This is a genomic window from Rhodoferax bucti, from assembly GCF_005876985.1.
Lineage (GTDB): Bacteria > Pseudomonadota > Gammaproteobacteria > Burkholderiales > Burkholderiaceae_C > Allorhodoferax > Allorhodoferax bucti.
On record NZ_VAHD01000003.1, the window covers coordinates 670,408 to 688,121 of the forward strand.

Annotated in this window: 16 protein-coding genes and 2 tRNA genes; 6 read left to right on the top strand and 12 right to left on the bottom strand. The window is 56.2% G+C overall.

Going from position 1 to position 17,714, the window contains the following annotated elements:
* Positions 1-42: 42 nt before the first annotated feature.
* The 8 genes from rseP to rpsB form a co-directional block, all read right to left on the bottom strand.
* Positions 43-1,401, bottom strand: a complete 1,359-nt coding sequence (rseP, locus tag FDM28_RS14140; RefSeq protein WP_138516138.1) for an RIP metalloprotease RseP — start codon at positions 1,399-1,401, stop codon at positions 43-45.
* 15 nt (positions 1,402-1,416) lie between these two features.
* Positions 1,417-2,604, bottom strand: coding sequence for a 1-deoxy-D-xylulose-5-phosphate reductoisomerase (dxr, locus tag FDM28_RS14145; protein WP_138516139.1), 1,188 nt, complete (start codon positions 2,602-2,604; stop codon positions 1,417-1,419).
* Between the two features lie 11 nt (positions 2,605-2,615).
* Complete coding sequence (locus tag FDM28_RS14150) at positions 2,616-3,461, bottom strand: phosphatidate cytidylyltransferase (protein WP_138516140.1); 846 nt, start codon at positions 3,459-3,461, stop codon at positions 2,616-2,618.
* 32 nt (positions 3,462-3,493) lie between these two features.
* Positions 3,494-4,201, bottom strand: coding sequence for a polyprenyl diphosphate synthase (uppS, locus tag FDM28_RS14155; protein WP_138516141.1), 708 nt, complete (start codon positions 4,199-4,201; stop codon positions 3,494-3,496).
* A gap of 11 nt (positions 4,202-4,212) precedes the next feature.
* Complete coding sequence (frr, locus tag FDM28_RS14160; protein ID WP_138516142.1) at positions 4,213-4,773, bottom strand: ribosome recycling factor; 561 nt, start codon at positions 4,771-4,773, stop codon at positions 4,213-4,215.
* Positions 4,774-4,801: 28 nt separating this feature from the next.
* Positions 4,802-5,524: a UMP kinase gene (gene pyrH, locus FDM28_RS14165; RefSeq protein ID WP_138516143.1), complete on the bottom strand. Its 723-nt coding sequence runs from the start codon at positions 5,522-5,524 to the stop codon at positions 4,802-4,804.
* Between the two features lie 41 nt (positions 5,525-5,565).
* A complete protein-coding gene (tsf, locus tag FDM28_RS14170; RefSeq protein ID WP_138516144.1) occupies positions 5,566-6,489 on the bottom strand; it encodes a translation elongation factor Ts in 924 nt (307 codons plus the stop codon).
* A gap of 82 nt (positions 6,490-6,571) precedes the next feature.
* Positions 6,572-7,324 carry a 30S ribosomal protein S2 gene (rpsB, locus tag FDM28_RS14175; RefSeq protein ID WP_138516146.1) on the bottom strand — a complete coding sequence of 251 codons (753 nt, stop codon included), beginning with the start codon at positions 7,322-7,324 and terminating at the stop codon, positions 6,572-6,574.
* A 269-nt stretch (positions 7,325-7,593) separates the two neighbouring features.
* On the opposite strand from rpsB, the gene FDM28_RS14180 reads away from it, so the two are divergent.
* The 4 genes from FDM28_RS14180 to FDM28_RS14195 are packed head-to-tail and all read left to right on the top strand — an operon-like array spanning position 7,594 to position 12,083.
* Entirely contained in the window at positions 7,594-8,847 is a 1,254-nt protein-coding gene (locus FDM28_RS14180; protein ID WP_138516147.1) for an NAD(P)/FAD-dependent oxidoreductase, read from the top strand.
* A 45-nt stretch (positions 8,848-8,892) separates the two neighbouring features.
* Complete coding sequence (locus tag FDM28_RS14185; RefSeq protein WP_138516149.1) at positions 8,893-9,735, top strand: HDOD domain-containing protein; 843 nt, start codon at positions 8,893-8,895, stop codon at positions 9,733-9,735.
* Between the two features lie 10 nt (positions 9,736-9,745).
* Positions 9,746-10,633 carry an MBL fold metallo-hydrolase gene (locus FDM28_RS14190; protein ID WP_138516151.1) on the top strand — a complete coding sequence of 296 codons (888 nt, stop codon included), beginning with the start codon at positions 9,746-9,748 and terminating at the stop codon, positions 10,631-10,633.
* Positions 10,623-12,083, top strand: a complete 1,461-nt coding sequence (locus FDM28_RS14195) for an NAD(P)H-hydrate dehydratase (protein WP_138516153.1) — start codon at positions 10,623-10,625, stop codon at positions 12,081-12,083. Before FDM28_RS14190 ends, FDM28_RS14195 begins: the two co-directional genes overlap by 11 nt.
* 61 nt (positions 12,084-12,144) lie before the next feature.
* Here the strand turns inward: FDM28_RS14195 and rnr are convergent, their stop codons facing one another.
* On the bottom strand, positions 12,145-14,409 hold the full coding sequence (rnr, locus tag FDM28_RS14200) for a ribonuclease R (protein WP_138516155.1): 2,265 nt from the start codon (positions 14,407-14,409) through the stop codon (positions 12,145-12,147).
* Positions 14,410-14,458: 49 nt separating this feature from the next.
* Here rnr and FDM28_RS14205 point away from each other — a divergent pair.
* Positions 14,459-14,543, top strand: a tRNA-Leu gene (locus FDM28_RS14205).
* A 107-nt stretch (positions 14,544-14,650) separates the two neighbouring features.
* Here FDM28_RS14205 and rimO read toward each other — a convergent pair.
* The 3 genes from rimO to FDM28_RS14220 form a co-directional block, all read right to left on the bottom strand.
* Complete coding sequence (gene rimO, locus FDM28_RS14210) at positions 14,651-16,054, bottom strand: 30S ribosomal protein S12 methylthiotransferase RimO (RefSeq protein ID WP_138516157.1); 1,404 nt, start codon at positions 16,052-16,054, stop codon at positions 14,651-14,653.
* A gap of 45 nt (positions 16,055-16,099) precedes the next feature.
* On the bottom strand, positions 16,100-16,549 hold the full coding sequence (gene phaR / locus FDM28_RS14215; protein ID WP_138516159.1) for a polyhydroxyalkanoate synthesis repressor PhaR: 450 nt from the start codon (positions 16,547-16,549) through the stop codon (positions 16,100-16,102).
* Between the two features lie 121 nt (positions 16,550-16,670).
* Positions 16,671-16,747: transfer RNA gene (locus FDM28_RS14220), tRNA-Val, on the bottom strand.
* Positions 16,748-16,895: 148 nt separating this feature from the next.
* Here FDM28_RS14220 and FDM28_RS14225 point away from each other — a divergent pair.
* Positions 16,896-17,654 carry a 3-hydroxyacyl-CoA dehydrogenase gene (locus FDM28_RS14225; protein ID WP_138516161.1) on the top strand — a complete coding sequence of 253 codons (759 nt, stop codon included), beginning with the start codon at positions 16,896-16,898 and terminating at the stop codon, positions 17,652-17,654.
* Positions 17,655-17,714: the final 60 nt, after the last annotated feature.

Below are 17,714 nucleotides of genomic sequence, written 5' to 3' on the forward strand. Positions count from 1 at the left end.
CTCAAGTTGAGTCTCCGGGGATAGAGTCAAACGGCAACGCGTTCAACCCCAAATATGCAAAACATCGTTGTAAAAGGCGATTGACATCATCACCAGCAACAACGCGATGCCTGCGCGTTGAAGCATTTCCCACCATTTCTCGGGTACCGGACGGCCGGTCAACCCCTCCCAAAGATAATACATCAGGTGCCCCCCATCCAAGACGGGCAAGGGCAGCAGGTTCAACACGCCCAAGCTGATGCTGATCAGCGCCAAAAAACTCAAAAATTGCACAGCGCCCAATGCCGCAGACTTGCCTGCGTAGTCAGCAATCGCAAGGGGGCCGTTGAGGTTGCGCAGCGAAACCTGCCCTGTGAGCATTTGCGCCATGGCAGCTAAGGACATGCGGGAAATTTCCCAAGTTTTTTCAAACGCACGGACACCACCATCGACAAAGCCATATTGGATGTCGACCATCTCAGGCGCCGCACCAATATACGCACCTACGCGCCCTACTGTCTCACCCCCTTGTTGCTCTGCCTTCGGCTGAATTGACAACAACAGCTCGCGCCCATCGCGCCATACACGCCAGTGCAACACCGTTTCGGGCGATTTACGGATCAAGGCTCTGAGTTGATAAGCATCTCCCACGGCCACCCCATCCACCGACACCACCAAGTCCCCTTGACGCAACCCTGCAGACGCTGCACGCCCATCGGGAGCGACCTCCCCCAACACGGGTTTGGAAAACGGCGCGATCCAACCAATTTTTTGGAACAAACTTGCGTCTGCTGCATTGGCACCTAGTGTGCCAAGCGCCAAGGTGCGCAAGGTGGGATTCTCCCCAACCGCGCCTGCCGGCTGTGCGCTGAGATATAGGGCGCGCTTATCCAAGCTCGCTTTGGTCAACCACCAGCGCAACTCATCAAAAGTGCGGATAGGTTCCAAACGCTCCGGAGCGAAGCCCACAGCCAATATGCGTTCGCCACCGGACCAACCGCCTTTGGCGACCAACGAGGCCTCCACCGGGCTGGGCAAAACCGCTGCGGCTTGGGGGACAGTTTGCCAGTTGACCACGGCGTACAGGCAAATGGCTAAAAGCAAATTCGCAAGCGGCCCCGCAGCCACAATAGCTGCACGGCGCTTTAGCGACTGGTGATTGAACGCCTGGAATCGCTCATGATCGGGCACTGGCCCCTCACGGCTATCGAGCATCTTGACGTAACCGCCCAGCGGAATCGCACAAAGCACGAACTCAGTTCCCGTGCTCTTGGAGGAGATCCCCCCAATCTTCGGACCAAAGCCGATAGAAAAGCGAAGGACTTTTACGCCACACAAACGGGCGACATAAAAGTGCCCCCACTCGTGCACAGCGACCAACAAACCAATGGCCAGTAAAAAAGCCAGTATCGTTTGCATGATGCCAAGTAGGAGTAATCAGTTACGCAAAACGGCGCAGCACCGGGTGGCAAGGCTACGAGCCTCCGCATCCAGCGCGACCAAGGACGGCAGGTCCATAGGCGACGAAAAAACCAATTGCTGCAAAGTTTGTGTATTCACGGCGTGGATCTGATCAAAACGGATTTCGCGATTCAAAAATGCGGCCACGGCAATCTCATTGGCTGCATTCAGTACCACGGTAGATCCAGCCTGCCCCTCTAAAGTTTCCCACGCGAGTGCCAAACCGGGAAAACGGGCGCGATGGGCTTCGCTATGAATGGACTCAAAGGTCAAAGCCGCCATACTCGAAAAATCTAGCGCAGCCGAACCAGAGACAACGCGTTGCGGCCATGCCAAGCCGTATGCAATCGGTCCACGCATATCGGGAGTACCCAGCTGGGCCACCACCGAATTGTCCACATACTGAACCATGGAGTGCACCACGCTTTGGGGGTGGATGACCACGTCGATTTGGCGGGGCTGAACATCAAACAAGAACTTGGCCTCAATCACCTCCAAGGCCTTGTTCATCATGGTGGCAGAGTCCACTGAAATCTTGCGACCCATTACCCAGTTCGGATGGGCACAAGCTTGCTCTGGCGTTGCGGCTCGAATTTGCTCCGAGCCCCAAGTCCTGAAAGGCCCCCCGGAGGCCGTCAGTATCAGTTTGTCGATCACCGATGACCAATGTGCACGATCATCTGGTAATGATTGAAAAATAGCAGAGTGTTCGCTATCGATAGGTAGCAGGGTAGCGCCGCCTTGTTTCACCGCGCTCATAAAAACATCGCCTCCCACCACCAAGGCTTCCTTGTTAGCTAACAACAGTCGTTTGCCAGCAAGGGCTGCAGCAATGCAGGAGGACAGGCCAGCAGCGCCTACGATGGCAGCCATCACCATATCGACATCTGAATGGGCGGCCACTTGATCCAGCGCCGCAGCACCGACCAACACTTCTGTTGATAGACCCGCCTGCTGCAACCGAACCTGCAGGCTTAGCGCATGCTCCGGGCTAATTAACACCGCGTAGCGCGGTTTGAACTCTTCACATTGAGCTAGTAACAAATCTACATTGCGAGAGGCCGTCAACGCAAAAACAGAAAATTGCTCCGGATGACGCCGAAGCACATCCAAAGTGTTAACTCCGATGGAGCCGGTAGACCCCAACACGGTGATGTACTTCATAACTGTTCTGCTCAATAAGCTGTAAGAAGCATCGCTAACGGCAGCACCGGCAACAAAGCATCAATGCGGTCCAGCACGCCGCCATGTCCGGGCAATAGTTGGCTACTGTCTTTGGCACCAGCTGCCCGCTTCACCAACGACTCCAACAAATCACCACAAATACTCATCACACCCAGAAACATGACGGCAAGCAACATGAAGCCCCAGTGCCTGGAGGCCACCAAGGTGTACATACTGGGAGAACCCGTTGCGTAAGCCATATCCACCCACATCCAACCCAATGCCAGCAACAGAACACCCACCAGCCCACCGATCGCACCCTCACGAGTTTTTCCCGGACTGATATCGGGAGCCAGCTTTTGATCGAAGAACCTTCCGCCCAAGCCGCGACCAGCAAAATAGGCTGCAATATCTGCCACCCACACCAGCGCCATCACTGAGAACAAAAAGTTAATCCCCCGAACGCGCGCGGCCACCACAGCCAGCCAGGCGATACACAGCACGACAAAACCAATCACCTGGCGCACGTTAGCGTTCAACCTTGCCCAGGCCATCACACCCGAGCGGATCAAAACACCGCCGCCAACTACCCACACCACAGCAGCAGTGAGCCAAACAAAGCTCAATGACTCGGATTGAGGGTGCGTGAACCATAGAAATACGCAAACGACGGCACAACCAAAGCCGGCCAGCACTGCCTTTTGAGAGCCCGCACCGTTCAAGCGAAACCACTCCCAAGCGGCACATGCCATCAGAACACCTGCTACCGAGGCAAATAGCCAAGCTTCTGGAAAAAAGACAGCGGGGAGTAATACAGCGAGAAGTGCAATCGCCGTCAGGATCCGCAAACGCAGCATACAGAAACCTTTATTGAAAAGCGCTGGTGCGCTCAGCGAACTTGCTCAGATGTTTTACCGAAGCGTCGCTCTCTTGCACTGTATTCGGCGATAGCCGCATCCAGATCCTGCTCAGTGAAATCTGGCCACAAGGCAGGACTGAAAAAGAATTCTGAATAGGCGGACTGCCACAGCAAAAAGTTGCTGATGCGGTATTCCCCGCCCGTACGAATGAATAAGTCAGGATCCGCCGAAGGGGAGAGAGCTAACGCAGCACCTAAGGTTTGTTCAGTAATTGGCTCTCCACGCTCAGCCAATCCTGAAGCAGCCTGCACGATATCCCAGCGTCCACCGTAGTTGAAACAAATATTCAACTCAAGACCCGTATTGGAGACGGTATCCAACTCCGCCGCTGCAAGGCCTGCTTTGACCTTGTCCGAAAGACCCGAGCGGCTTCCAACAAACCGAAGTCGAACACCCTCTTTTTTCAGCTGAGATACTTCCCGAGCTAAGGCCGTCGCCAGCAAGTCCATCAGACCAGAGACTTCCTCCGCGGGCCGACTCCAGTTCTCCGAAGAGAAGGCAAACACCGTCAGGGTACCGATACTTCGGGATGGACACGCTCTAACGATGCGCTTGAGTGTGTCTACGCCTTGCTTGTGCCCAGCAAGGCGGGGGAGAAAACGCTTTGATGCCCACCGCCCGTTGCCATCCATCACGATAGCAACATGCAGAGGGCTCGGTGCTGAGGAACTCAACATGCGACGCGGCGTTAAACCGCCATGATGTCTTGCTCTTTGGATGAGACCAAACGATCGATTTCCGTAATGTGCTTATCGGTAGCCTTTTGAACATCCGCTTCACACCGCTTCTGGTCATCTTCCGATGCCAGCTTGTCCTTCACCAACTTTTTCACTGCTTCATTAGCGTCACGACGCAAATTACGCACAGCGATTTTGGCCGCTTCACCTTCGCCACGAACCACTTTGGTCAGCTCTTTACGACGCTCCTCAGTCATGGCGGGCATAGGGACCCGAATCAACTCTCCCATGCTGGAGGGATTCAAACCCAGATCAGAGTCGCGAATGGCTTTTTCGATTTTGGGCGCCATGTTTTTTTCCCAAGGCTGAACGCTGATCGTGCGCGCGTCCAAAAGAGAAAGGTTGGCGACCTGGCTGAGGGGCACCATAGACCCGTAATAATCAACCTGCACGGTATCGAGCAAGGCTGGATTCGCACGACCCGTACGAATCTTGGTCAAGTTGTTCTTCAAAGCGGCAATGGACTGATCCATTTTGCCGTCCAGTGTCTTTTTGATTTCTTCAATGGACATAGTTTCCTCGCATCTACTCAAGTAGAGATCAAACGTGCACTAACGTGCCCTCATCTTCACCCATCACTACTCGTTCCAAGGCACCGTGCTTGAAAATCGAAAACACCTTGATGGGCAACTTTTGATCACGACACAACGCAAAAGCTGCCGCATCCATAATGCCCAAATTCTGGGTCATCGCATCGTTGAACGTGATGCTGGAGTAACGGATTGCTAAAGGGTCTTTTTTCGGATCAGCCGTGTACACACCATCTACTTTGGTGGCCTTCAATACAATCTCCGCGCCTATTTCTGCACCACGCAATGCAGCGGCGGTATCGGTAGTAAAGAAAGGATTGCCAGTACCTGCGGCAAAAATGACGACCTTGCCCTCTTCGAGATACTGCAGTGCTTTGGGGCGCACGTAAGGCTCCACGACCTGCTCAATGCCAATGGCAGACATGACGCGAGCGGTCAGACCGGCCTTGTTCATAGTGTCGCCGAGCGCCAATGCGTTCATCACCGTGGCCAACATTCCCATGTAATCTGCGGTAGCACGGTCCATACCAACCGAGCCACCGGCTACACCACGGAAAATGTTGCCGCCACCGATAACAACCGCAACTTCCACACCCAGCCGGGTCACATCAGCAATTTCGTCAACCATGCGGACGATGGTGTCGCGATTGATACCAAACTGGTCGTCGCCCATCAGCGCCTCACCGGACAGCTTGAGCAAAATTCTTTTGTAAGCAGGCTTGGATTGGCTCATGAACGACTCCCGTTTATTTGACAACAAATATTGCGTAGCAATCAGGCAGACTGCTTGGCAGCAGCGACTTGCGCAGCCACTTCGGCAGCGAAATCATCTACCTTCTTTTCAATACCTTCGCCGACGACGTACAGGGTGAAGCCCTTAACAGTAGTCGATGCAGCCTTCAACATTTGTTCAACGGTCTGCTTGTCGTTTTTCACGAACGGCTGGTTAAACAAGGAAACTTCCTTGAGGAACTTTTGCACGCCGCCTTCGATGCGCTTGGCAACGATCTCCGCAGACTGCACTGGCTTGCCAGCAGCAGTAGCAACGGCAGCATCTTCTGCAGCCTTGGCAGCCGCAACGGAACGCTCACGCTCCACCAGGTCAGCAGGCACCTGGTCTGCAGACAAGGAGACAGGCTTCATTGCTGCGACGTGCATGGCAACGTCTTTGGCAGCAGCTTCATCACCGTCGAACTCTACAACGACGCCGATACGGGTACCGTGCAGGTAAGCAGCCAGCTTGCTGGAGCCAGCAAAACGCTGAAAACGACGGAATGTCATGTTCTCGCCGATCTTGCCGATCAAGCCCTTGCGAACATCTTCCAAAGTAGGACCAAAACCGTCTTGCTCGTAAGCCAATGCACCTAATGCAGCCACGTCCGCGGGATTATGCTCAGCCACCAAAGCCGCAGCGGTGTTCGCCAGTGCCAAGAAGCTGTCGTTCTTGGTCACGAAGTCGGTTTCGCAGTTCACTTCGATCAAAGCACCAACGCCATTGGCGATGCTGGTTGCAACAACGCCCTCAGCGGTCACGCGGGCCGCCGCCTTACCAGCCTTGCTACCCAACTTTACACGCAGAATTTCTTCCGCTTTGGCCATATCGCCTTCGGCTTCAGTCAAAGCCTTTTTGCATTCCATCATGGGCGCATCGGTCTTGCCGCGCAGTTCTGCCACCATGCTCGCTGTAATTGCTGCCATTTGTATTCTCCGAATTTCAACAGTTTAAATAAGGGCTAAAAAAAAGGGGCAACGAAGCCCCCTTTTTCGGGTGCAGAAGTGCTTAAGCGGAAGCTTCGCTCACTTCAACGAACTCATCGTCGCCTTCAGCTGCAACAGCCTTGACCACGTCGTCAATCGCATTTGCACGGCCTTCCAGAATCGCATCCGCAATGCCACGAGCGTACAAAGTCACCGCCTTGGAAGAGTCGTCGTTACCGGGGATCACATAGTCGATACCCTCGGGAGAGTGGTTGGAGTCCACCACACCGATCAAAGGAATACCCAACTTGCGTGCTTCGGCGATTGCAATCTTGTGGTAACCGACGTCAATCACAAAAATTGCATCAGGCAATGTGTTCATATCCTGAATGCCGCCGATGTCTTTTTCCAGCTTCTCCAGCTCGCGAGCGAACATCAACTGCTCTTTTTTGCTCATGCTGTCCAAACCGGCTTCTTGCTGGACCTTCATATCCTTCAAACGCTTGATGGATGTCTTGACGGTCTTGAAGTTAGTCAACATGCCACCCAACCAACGCTGGTCCACAAAAGGAACACCAGCGCGCTGAGCTTCAGCAGACACGATTTCACGGGCTTGGCGCTTGGTGCCCACCATCAAAATGGTGCCACGCTTGGCGGACAACTGGCGCACAAACTTTGCAGCCTCCTGGAACATCGGGAGCGATTTTTCCAGGTTGATGATATGAATCTTGTTACGGTGACCGAAGATGAACGGGGCCATCTTAGGGTTCCAGAAGCGGGTCTGGTGTCCGAAGTGGACGCCGGCTTCCAGCATTTCGCGCATTGTTACTGCCATTTTTTAACTCCAAAGGTTAGATCTGAAATCCACCCCGCTGATCGCCGGCGATATATATCGCCGGAAACACCTTGTGGGGATGGTTTGTGATTACTTCAATGGACGAATCCACCAAAGCCAGTCGAGTATAACACGCGCACTTTGCCGCACCGCTCCTTCAGCCGCCCTGGCAGGATTCCGGTCGCCCACATACGTAAGCACCAAAACAGGTCCAAAGCTATGAAAAAATAGAGGCAAGCGGAGTCCGCATCAGTATTTTGAAAGTCGAAATGAAAATAGCTATCGTGGGTGCGGGCGTTGTGGGTATTGCAACTGCTTATGAGTTAGCCGAGGCAGGTCATCAGGTGACGGTGTTTGAGAAAAATGCAGCGGCGAGCGAAGGCACCAGCTTTGCGAACGGCGGCATCCACAGCCATAGCTTCACACTCCCACTAACGGGAGCTGCCATGCAGGGCAACCGCCTCAGCAGATGGCTGCAAAGCACTCGCGAGCTTTCCAAAGCCCGCTGCACGCGCCCTGCAAATATGCGCTGGCTATGGACAAAAAGCGCCTCCTGTTCGCCGGATGTCGTATTGGAGCGGAGCCAATTCACCCAAACAATGGCCCGATGGGGCATGGAAATTTCCGACGCCTGGATCGCCCATCACCAGTGGGAAGTAGAGCAAAGTGATGGCCAACTCATCCTGCTCAGCAGCGACGACGAACTAGAACACTACGCGACAGCACTGCAGGCCCTCAAGCAAGCCGAACACCCTTACCGCTTGTTAGAAAGGTCCGAACTCGATGCCTTGGAGCCCGCACTACATGGCGCGGAGGGGGTATCAAAAGCCATTCATATTCCCGGCGACCGCGTGATGAACTGCCGCCAATTTGCGCTGCTGGCCAAACAAGCAGCGATACACAACGGCGTGAGCTACCAATTCAATGCGGAAATAGCTTCCATTAGCTCTCACGGAAAACCCCAGTTGCGAATGCACGATGGAGAAACGGCGTCCTTCGACCAAGTCGTCGTTTGCACAGAGGCCCTGCCGGGCCAAGACGTACTCAAACTCGCCGCCCACATTCCAACTGCACGGATCGATAGTTACGCGCTCAGCGTCGCTATCCGGGAGCCTCTGAACGCGCCACGTAGTGCAGTGCAAGACCACCAATCAGGTATCACCATCAGCCGTCTGGGCAAACGCCTGCGTGTTTGCGGGGGTGCAGAGCTCAATCCGCCCACCAACGCAGCACACGACAAGCGCATGGTGCACAAACTTTTCCGCACCCTGGACCAGTATTTTCCCGGTGCAGCCAACTACCCTGCCGGTACACAGGTCTGGCGAGGAAGCCGCACCTTCACCACCGATGGACTGCCACTCGTGGGCAGCGCTGGCTTGCCCGGGGTGTGGCTCAACCTCGCCCATGGCGCTAATGGTTGGACATTGGCCACCGCCAGCGCGCGGTTACTATCCGAACAGATAGCAGGCAAGAAAAACAGTTTGCCGTGTGAACTAATCAGCCCGCAGCGCTTTCACAGCTGACGCCCCAGCCGCCCGAGAGGCATTTACTGCAAAGGGAGAGACACCATGAGCCCAGAACTGTCGCAACGCCTCGCTGCCGCAGTGGATGGCATGCCCGCCTTTCCCAAAAGCGTGCAGCGCATTTTGGAGCTCACGCGGGATGTCAACAGCACCCCCAAAGACTTGGTCGATGTGATTGACAAAGATCCGGTGGTCACCGTCAAGATTCTCAAAGTTGTCAACTCGGCGTACTACAGCCTGCCCAAGCAGGTCACCTCTATCGGGCACGCGGTGGTGTATCTGGGCTTTAACACCATCAAAAATCTGGCGCTCAGCATTGCCGCCATCGGCATGCTGCCCAAAGAAAACAGTGCCGCCTTCGACGTGCAGCAATACTTACTGCACTCTTTGGCCACAGCCAGCATCGCCAAGCAACTGGCCCTCAAAGTAGATGATGCCGACCCGATGAACTGTTTCATTGCCGGCCTGCTGCACGACTTTGGCAAGGTGGTGTTTGCCCAGTTCATGCCACAAGAACTCAAAGCAGCGCTGGCACAAAGTGCAGCGAATGGCAGCTCGCTGCATGCAGCACTGCAATCCACATTGGGCGCGGATCACGCCATTGTGGGCGCCATGCTGGTTGAAAAATGGCGGTTCGCCCCCGCGTTGGTAGAAGCAATACGACACCAGCACATCAATAACCTCAAAGACACCGACATGATTGCCTGTGTATTCGGTGCCAACCAGATCAGCAAACGATTGGCCTTTGGCTTTGCGGGCAATCACTGCATTGACGAGCTACCGGCCCCTTTTCAAAAGCGATTGGGAGGCAATCTGGATGAGGTCATCAGCTCGCTTGGGAACCTGAGCGGGCTATTCCAAGAAGCACAAGTATTCGCCAAGCTGTGAAGGACGCCGTATGAAAGTCAGGTTTTGGGGAGTACGTGGTTCCATTGCATCGCCCGGCCCCAAAACCGTGCGCTACGGTGGCAATACCACCTGCATAGAAATCCGCACGGACAACAACGAGCTGATCATTCTCGACGCCGGCACCGGCATCTTTCCCCTGTCGCAAACCCTGTTGGCGGAAATGCCGGTGACCGCCAATGTGCTCATTACCCACTCGCACTGGGATCACATACAAGGCCTGCCTTTCTTTATCCCGAACTTCATCCCGGGTAACACCCTGCGCTTGCACGGCGGGTTTGATCCGGTATCGGGCAAAGGCATTGAACAAGTGATGGCAGTGCAACTGCAATACAGCTACTTCCCCGTTCGCGAGGAGGAAATGAAAGCCCGCATCGAATACGTCACGCTGATGCCTGACCAGCCGGTGCAAATCGGCAGTGCCACCGTGACCCCCTGCCTCCTGAACCACCCGGTGGTGGACTTCGGCTACCGTATTGACTGCGACGGGAAGTCCGTATTTTTCACCGGCGACCACGAGCCACCGTACAACATCTATGCACCTGGCGACGAAAGCTATGCGGATTACCAAGCCTTTGTCGACGAGAAAAATCGCGCTATTTTGGATGCTATACGCGGCGTAGATGTCTACATCGCCGACACCTCGTACACCGATGCCGAGTACCCCGGCAAAAAGGGCTGGGGGCATGGCACCTTCAGCACCAGCATTGCCACTGCACATGCGGCGGGGGCCAAAGTGCTTTTTTGTACCCACCACGAACCCACGCGCAGCGACGATGCACTGGAAGCCGCATTTGCGGAGGCACTACGGCACAACGCCCCCCTCACCCAGCACATGGATATTCGCCTCGCCCGCGAGGGCGAAACCTATGAATTCTGAGTGGATCACCGGGCCCGGAGGCCCTCGTGTGGGGTCGCGCCTTCCACTCTTTGACACCGCCAGCACACGCTTAATCGAAGCCCAAGCGGCACACCACCAGCCCACCGGCTTTTTGATGCAGCGCGCAGGGTTGGCCCTAGCGCAACTGACGCTGGCCGTCGCACCCCACGCCCAGCTTGTGTGGGTCGCCTGCGGGCGTGGCAACAACGGCGGCGATGGATTGGAAGCCGCACTCCATCTGCACCGCTGGGGCAAATCTGTGCACGTCAGCCTGCCTGAGGGCGGCGGCGCACTACCCAGCGATGCAGCACTGGCGCTGGAAAGGGCTAGCCAAGCGGGCCTAACCATACATTCAGAACCACCTGTGCATTGGGACGCATGTATCGACGCACTGCTCAGCATCGGTTTGCGGGATGCCCCCACCAGCGTCTATGCAGACTGGATTGGACGCATCCGCGCAGGGCAAGGCCCGGTCATCTCAGCGGACATTCCCAGCGGCTTACATGCTGATACCGGGGCTGTACCGGGCGCTTGCATCCGTGCCAGTCACACGCTGGCTCTGCTCGGCCTGAAGCCCGGCCAGTTCACCGCGCAAGGGCGAGACCTCTGCGGCGACATCTGGCTAAACACCTTGAGCGCAGATCACGTGACCCCGCCGCCCGCCTGGTTGAACCCGGCACCCGAGGCTCTTGCTCGCCCACACGCATCACACAAAGGCAGCTACGGAGATGTTGCCATCGTAGGCGGCACCGGGGGTATGGAGGGTGCGGCCGTATTAGCTGCCCGAGCAGCGCTGCACGCAGGCGCAGGGCGGGTGTATCTGGCGCTACTGGCATCCGGGCACGAAAGCCCTGGTGTCCCTCGACCCGCTGATTTGATGCTGCGCTCCACTGGCTCGCTGCGGCCCGAAACCTGCACCGTAGTCGCAGGATGTGGGGGCGGCGAGGAAATTGCAGACACCCTCCCCCGCTGGCTGAAGGAATCTGCGCGCCTGGTGCTGGACGCCGATGCGCTGAATGCCATTGCCATATCTCCCACTCTGCAATCGCTGGTTCAGCAACGCCGTGCGGACACCACCCTGATCACCCCCCACCCACTGGAAGCAGCGCGCTTGCTGGGTTGCAGCGTGGCCGATGTGCAAGCAGACCGGTTGGCCGCAGCCCAGCGCTTGGCCACCCATCTGCAGTGCGCGGTCATTCTCAAAGGCTCAGGCAGCGTGATTGCAGCGCCCCGGCAAACGCTCCACATCAACCCCACCGGCAACGGCCAACTCGCGGTGGCCGGCACCGGGGACGTTCTTGCGGGCATGGCCGGCGCTTCCTTGGCCCACACCGCCAGCGCATGGACTGCGGCCTGCACCGCGAGCTATCGCCACGGGGTGCTGGCTGATTCCTGGCCTGCCGACGTGGCACTGACGGCCACCCGGCTCGTTGATTCCATACAAAAATAGCTGCTAGCGCCCATCAAATATGCGCAAGCAGCTATTCTTTTTATAGCAAAAAAACTCTGGGTCAGCGTCTTTTTTTCGCAGTCTTTTTAGCGGAGGGGCTCGGCTTTTCAGCGCGACCGCTGCGCGCCGAGCTGGCCGAACCGCGCTGCTGCCGCGCCTTGCCTTTGAACGGCGCGCCGCTGGCTGACTCCGGCTCAGCCCGGTTGGCGTAGTCCCCGCGACTGGACTTCGCTTCCCGGCCAGCGCCCTTTTCGGGCGGCAGTTTAGGGACCGCGCTGCCGCCTTCCTGCACCAAGCGGAAATCGATCTTGCGGCCGTCCAAATCAACGCGGCTTACCTGAATGCGGACCCGGGTACCGATCGCGTAACGAATGCCGGTGCGCTCACCACGAAGTTCCTGCCGAGCTTCATCGAACCGGAAGTATTCACCGCCAAGCTCGGTGATGTGAACCAAGCCCTCCACGTACATGGCATCCAGCGTCACGAACAAGCCGAACGTGGTCGCAGACGACACCACGCCGGAGTACTCTTCCCCCAAATGCTCGCGCATGTACTTGCACTTGAGCCAAGCCTCCACATCGCGGCTGGCCTCGTCAGCGCGGCGTTCGTTGGCGCTGCAGTGCAGGCCTGCTGCTTGCCAAGCCGTGCCCTCGGCATTGAGCTTCTTGGGTTTTGTCTCCGGATTGGCCACGCGGGAGGCCAGATTTTTCTCCAACCGGCGGGCAAGCTTGGCATGTGCCTCGCCCGGCGTGGGCAGCGCAGGAAGCTGGTATTTGCTTTTAGCCAGAATGGCCTTGATGACGCGATGCACCAGCAAATCGGGATAACGGCGGATAGGGCTGGTGAAGTGGGTATAGGCATCAAACGCCAAGCCAAAGTGCCCGCTGTTCACCGGGGTGTAAATCGCCTGCGACATGGAGCGCAACAGCATGGAATGAATCTGCTGCGCATCCGGGCGGTCTTTGGTAGCTTCGGCGATGGCCTGGAACTCACCGGGCGCCGGCTTGTCGCTGATGCTCATGCCTATGCCACTGGCTTTCAAGTAGTTCCGCAGCATCTCCTGTTTTTCGGGCGTAGGGCCTTCATGCACGCGGAACAGGCCTTGATGCTTGTTCTGGGCAATGAAATCCGCGCTGCAGACGTTCGCCGCCAGCATGGCCTCTTCAATCAGACGGTGCGCGGTGTTGCGGGTGCGCGGCACGATCTTTTCAATGCGTCCGTTTTCATCACACACGATCTGCGTTTCGGTGGTCTCGAAATCTACAGCACCCCGTTTGTGGCGGGACTTGAGCAGTGCCTGGTACACCCCATGCAAATTCAACAGATCCTGCACACGCTCCTTGCGCTTGCTGGCTTCAGGGCCACGCGTGTTGCCCAGAATTGCCGCCACTTCCGTGTAGGTAAAACGGGCATGGCTCCACATGACCGCAGGGTAAAACTGGTAGGCATCGACCTCACCATCTTCGGTCACAAACATGTCGCAGACCATGCACAGGCGTTCCACCTCCGGATTGAGCGAGCACAAACCGTTAGAGAGTTTTTCCGGCAACATCGGAATCACCCGACGCGGAAAGTAAACACTGGTCGCGCGGTCATACGCGTCAATGTCAATCGCATTGCCGGTCTCGACATAGTGACTGACATCCGCAATGGCGACCAGCAAGCGCCACCCTTTCAGTGCCGTCTTACCTCGCCCTTTGCTGGCGGGTTCGCAGTAGACAGCATCGTCAAAGTCACGGGCATCTTCGCCGTCAATAGTCACCAGCGGCACGTCGGTGAGGTCAATACGGTGCAGCTTGTCTTGGGGTCGAACCTTGTCCGGCAGGGTCCGCGCTAGGGCTACGCAGGCATCCGAAAATTCATGTGGCACGCTGTATTTGCGCACCGCAATTTCAATCTCCATGCCCGGGTCATCCACCTCACCCAGCACTTCTTTGATACGGCCTACCGGCTGTCCAAACAATGCAGGAGGCTCAATCAACTCCACCACGACAACTTGCCCGGGTTTGGCCACACTGGTGGCACCTTTCGGAATCAGCACATCCTGGCCATAGCGCTTGTCCTCTGGCGCCACCAACCACACACCACTCTCTTGCAGCAACCTGCCGATGATGGGCTGCTTAGAGCGCTCAGTGATTTCCACCACACGACCTTCGGGGCGGCCTTTGCGATCGCTGCGCACGATACGGACCTTGACGTGGTCTTTGTGCAGCACCGCCCGCATTTCATTGGGGGGCAGGTAAATGTCGGGAGCACCGTCATCGCGGGACACGAAACCGTGCCCATCCCGATGTCCCTGCACAATTCCTTCAACTTCTTCCAGCAAACTGCTGTTTGGGGCTAAATGTTTGATATACTTCTCTCTTTCCTGAGATGCCCAGATGGCGGAATTGGTAGACGCACTAGTTTCAGGTACTAGCGAGTAACATCGTGGAGGTTCGAGTCCTCTTCTGGGCACCAACAATGGTAATGTAGATAATGAAAAGCCGCTGTGAAAACAGCGGCTTTTTTTTGCCTGTGTGATTCGTGCCACTGACCGTTTGATGCATCGGTCAGTGGCCTAAATATCAGATGGGGAGTGCAACCAGATCGTGGCCTTGGGCACTCACAATGCGCGCTTTAGTGAACTCACCCACCTTCAGTGTTTTGCTGATTTTTTCGGGTGGCAATAGTCGCACCACGCCATCAATTTCAGGGGCGTCCGCATAGCTGCGTCCCACCCCGCCCTTGCGCCCTAAAGCCGGAGCAGAATCCACCAACACTTGCATCACAGAGCCGACGCGTCGCTGTAAGCGAGCAGCAGATACTTCTTCGGCCACTTGCATGAATCGGGCGCGGCGCTCCTCACGCAACTCAATCGGCAACATGCCTGGCAAGTCGTTGGCAGTCGCACCATTCACTGCGCTGTAGGCGAAGCAACCCGCACGGTCGATCTGAGCTTCACGCACAAAGTCGAGCAAGTGCTCGAACTCTTCTTCCGTTTCACCGGGAAAGCCCGCAATGAACGTGCTACGCACCACCAACTCCGGGCATGCTTCACGCCATTGCTGCAAACGCTCCAGATTTTTTTCACCACTGGCAGGGCGCTTCATGCGACGCAGCACATCGGGATGGCTGTGTTGCAAAGGAACGTCCAAGTACGGCAGCACACGGCCTGTTGCCATCAAGGGAACAATCTCATCCACGCTCGGGTATGGATACACATAGTGCAAACGAACCCAAGCGCCATAGGGTTCGGCAATGTCACCCAAGGCTTGCACCAGCTCGAGCATGCGGGTCTTGACCGGCTTGCCGTCCCAGAACCCGGTGCGGTACTTCACATCCACACCGTAAGCCGATGTGTCTTGGCTGATGACCAACAGCTCTTTCACGCCGCCTTCAAACAATGCACGAGCTTCGCTCAGCACATCCCCAATGGGGCGGGACACCAAGTCGCCGCGCATGCTGGGGATGATGCAGAAGGTGCAGCGGTGGTTGCAACCCTCGCTGATCTTTAAATACGCGTAATGCCGTGGCGTCAACTTGACACCGGCCACCCCAAAGGATTGAGGAACCAAATCCAGAAATGGGTCATGCGGCTTGGGCAAATTCAAGTGCACCGCATCCATCACCTCTTGGGTCGCATGTGGGCCAGTCACCGCCAGCACCTTGGGGTGCATCTGACGCACCATGTTCTCTCCGCCATCGGTGGTCTTTGCACCCAGGCAACCTGTCACGATCACGCGCCCGTTTTCAGCCAGCGCCTCACCAATGGTGTCCAAGCTTTCTTTAACAGCATCATCGATAAATCCGCAGGTATTCACGATCACCAGATCCGCACCTTGGAAGGTTTTGGATGTTTGGTAACCCTCTGCGCTGAGCTGGGTCAAGATGAGTTCAGAGTCGGTCAGCGCCTTGGGACAACCCAGGCTCACGAAACCAACTTTAGGGGCAGCTTGCGCTGTCTGGGTGGGGGTCAAAATATCAGTCATAGTGAGAAGTTCCGGAGCCCTCTCCCCAGACACACGCCCTTGCGATTAACGCTTAAGGCCAAAAGTGCCGAGGAATTGCTCGGTTTGTTTTTGCATCTGTTCCTGCATTTGCTGGAACATATTGTTGCCCATGACCCCGTGGACCATGGGAGCCTGCATCTCCATCAGGGCTTGCATGTTCTTTTCCAAGTAGCCGCCCATCATGCCCTGCATGGCATGCCCGTAAAAACGAATGATGCTGGAGAGCACCGGCGTGGTGAACATGGGAGAGCCATTGGCTTCCTCTTCCAAAATTATCTGCAACAGAATGCTGCGCGTCAGGTCTTCACCCGTTTTGGCATCCACCACCGCAAACGACTCACTATCCATCACCAACTGCTTGATTTCAGCCAATGTGATATAGGTGGACGTATCCGTGTCGTAGAGGCGACGGTTCGGGTACTTTTTGATAACCCGCTGAGCGTTTTTGGATTCTTTGGAGGAGGTTTTTTGCATTGCGATCGCTCAGCACGAAATGTGGGAGCCAAGTAAGTGTTGCACTGCAGCACATTCTAGAGAGAGACCGGCTGATGCTGACCTAGGATTACCCTAGCTGCAAGAGACATCCGGAGAAATGTGGTAGGCGCAATTGGACTCGAACCAACGACCCCCACCATGTCAAGGTGGTGCTCTAACCAGCTGAGCTATGCGCCTACATTTATCCGAGAGGCCGAAGTATAGCAGCATAAAAACAGCCTTCCGGAGAAAACGACCAAAAAGACCCGCAAAAGGTCGAGTCGCAACGCGTCATAATTGACGTTTACGTAAACGTAACTTCCCCACTTTTAACAAGGAGTTTTTCATGGAAATCGCAGGAAAAGTTTTCATCGTCACAGGAGGCGCATCCGGCCTGGGCGAAGGCACTGCCCGCATGCTCACCGCCAAGGGCGGCAAGGTCGTTATTGCGGATATGCAAGCAGAAAAAGGCGCAGCGATTGCCAAAGAGTTGGGCGGCGCTTTCGTGAAGTGCGATGTGAGCAATGAAGCCGACGGCCAAGCCGTTGTTGCACAAGCGGTTTCCATGGGCAAACTGATGGGCCTGGTCAATTGCGCAGGCATTGCGCCAGCCGAAAAAACAGTCGGCAAAAACGGAGCGCACGCACTCGCATCTTTCAGCAAAACCATCACGGTCAACCTGATCGGCAGCTTCAACATGATCCGCCTGGCCGCAGACGCGATGAGCAAGAACGAACCAGAGTCCACCGGCGAACGTGGCGTCATGATTTCCACCGCTTCGGTGGCCGCCTACGACGGACAGATCGGGCAAGCGGCCTACAGCGCATCCAAAGGCGGCGTGGTTGGCATGACGCTGCCCATCGCACGCGATTTGGCTCGCAACGGAATCCGCAACATGACCATCGCCCCCGGCATCTTCGGCACCCCCATGCTGTTCAGCATGCCACAGGAAGTGCAAGACGCCTTGGCCGCGGGCGTTCCGTTCCCGTCCCGCCTGGGCACTCCGCAGGACTACGCCAAGCTGGCGGTGCACATTTTTGAGAATGACATGCTCAATGGCGAAGTGATTCGCTTGGACGGCGCAATCCGCCTCGCACCGAAATAAATCACAAACATGTTTTGCGCCGCAGCGTCAATGCAGCGGTGCAAAACATCAGCACACAAA

Coding starts and splice junctions, on each gene's coding strand:
- dxr (WP_138516139.1), bottom strand. CDS start 2,604: ATGAAGTACATCACCGTGTTGGGGTCTACCGGCTCCATCGGAGTTAAC.
- FDM28_RS14150 (WP_138516140.1), bottom strand. CDS start 3,461: ATGCTGCGTTTGCGGATCCTGACGGCGATTGCACTTCTCGCTGTATTA.
- uppS (WP_138516141.1), bottom strand. CDS start 4,201: ATGTTGAGTTCCTCAGCACCGAGCCCTCTGCATGTTGCTATCGTGATG.
- frr (WP_138516142.1), bottom strand. CDS start 4,773: ATGTCCATTGAAGAAATCAAAAAGACACTGGACGGCAAAATGGATCAG.
- pyrH (WP_138516143.1), bottom strand. CDS start 5,524: ATGAGCCAATCCAAGCCTGCTTACAAAAGAATTTTGCTCAAGCTGTCC.
- tsf (WP_138516144.1), bottom strand. CDS start 6,489: ATGGCAGCAATTACAGCGAGCATGGTGGCAGAACTGCGCGGCAAGACC.
- rpsB (WP_138516146.1), bottom strand. CDS start 7,324: ATGGCAGTAACAATGCGCGAAATGCTGGAAGCCGGCGTCCACTTCGGA.
- FDM28_RS14180 (WP_138516147.1), top strand. CDS start 7,594: ATGAAAATAGCTATCGTGGGTGCGGGCGTTGTGGGTATTGCAACTGCT.
- FDM28_RS14185 (WP_138516149.1), top strand. CDS start 8,893: ATGAGCCCAGAACTGTCGCAACGCCTCGCTGCCGCAGTGGATGGCATG.
- FDM28_RS14190 (WP_138516151.1), top strand. CDS start 9,746: ATGAAAGTCAGGTTTTGGGGAGTACGTGGTTCCATTGCATCGCCCGGC.
- FDM28_RS14195 (WP_138516153.1), top strand. CDS start 10,623: ATGAATTCTGAGTGGATCACCGGGCCCGGAGGCCCTCGTGTGGGGTCG.
- rimO (WP_138516157.1), bottom strand. CDS start 16,054: ATGACTGATATTTTGACCCCCACCCAGACAGCGCAAGCTGCCCCTAAA.
- phaR (WP_138516159.1), bottom strand. CDS start 16,549: ATGCAAAAAACCTCCTCCAAAGAATCCAAAAACGCTCAGCGGGTTATC.
- FDM28_RS14225 (WP_138516161.1), top strand. CDS start 16,896: ATGGAAATCGCAGGAAAAGTTTTCATCGTCACAGGAGGCGCATCCGGC.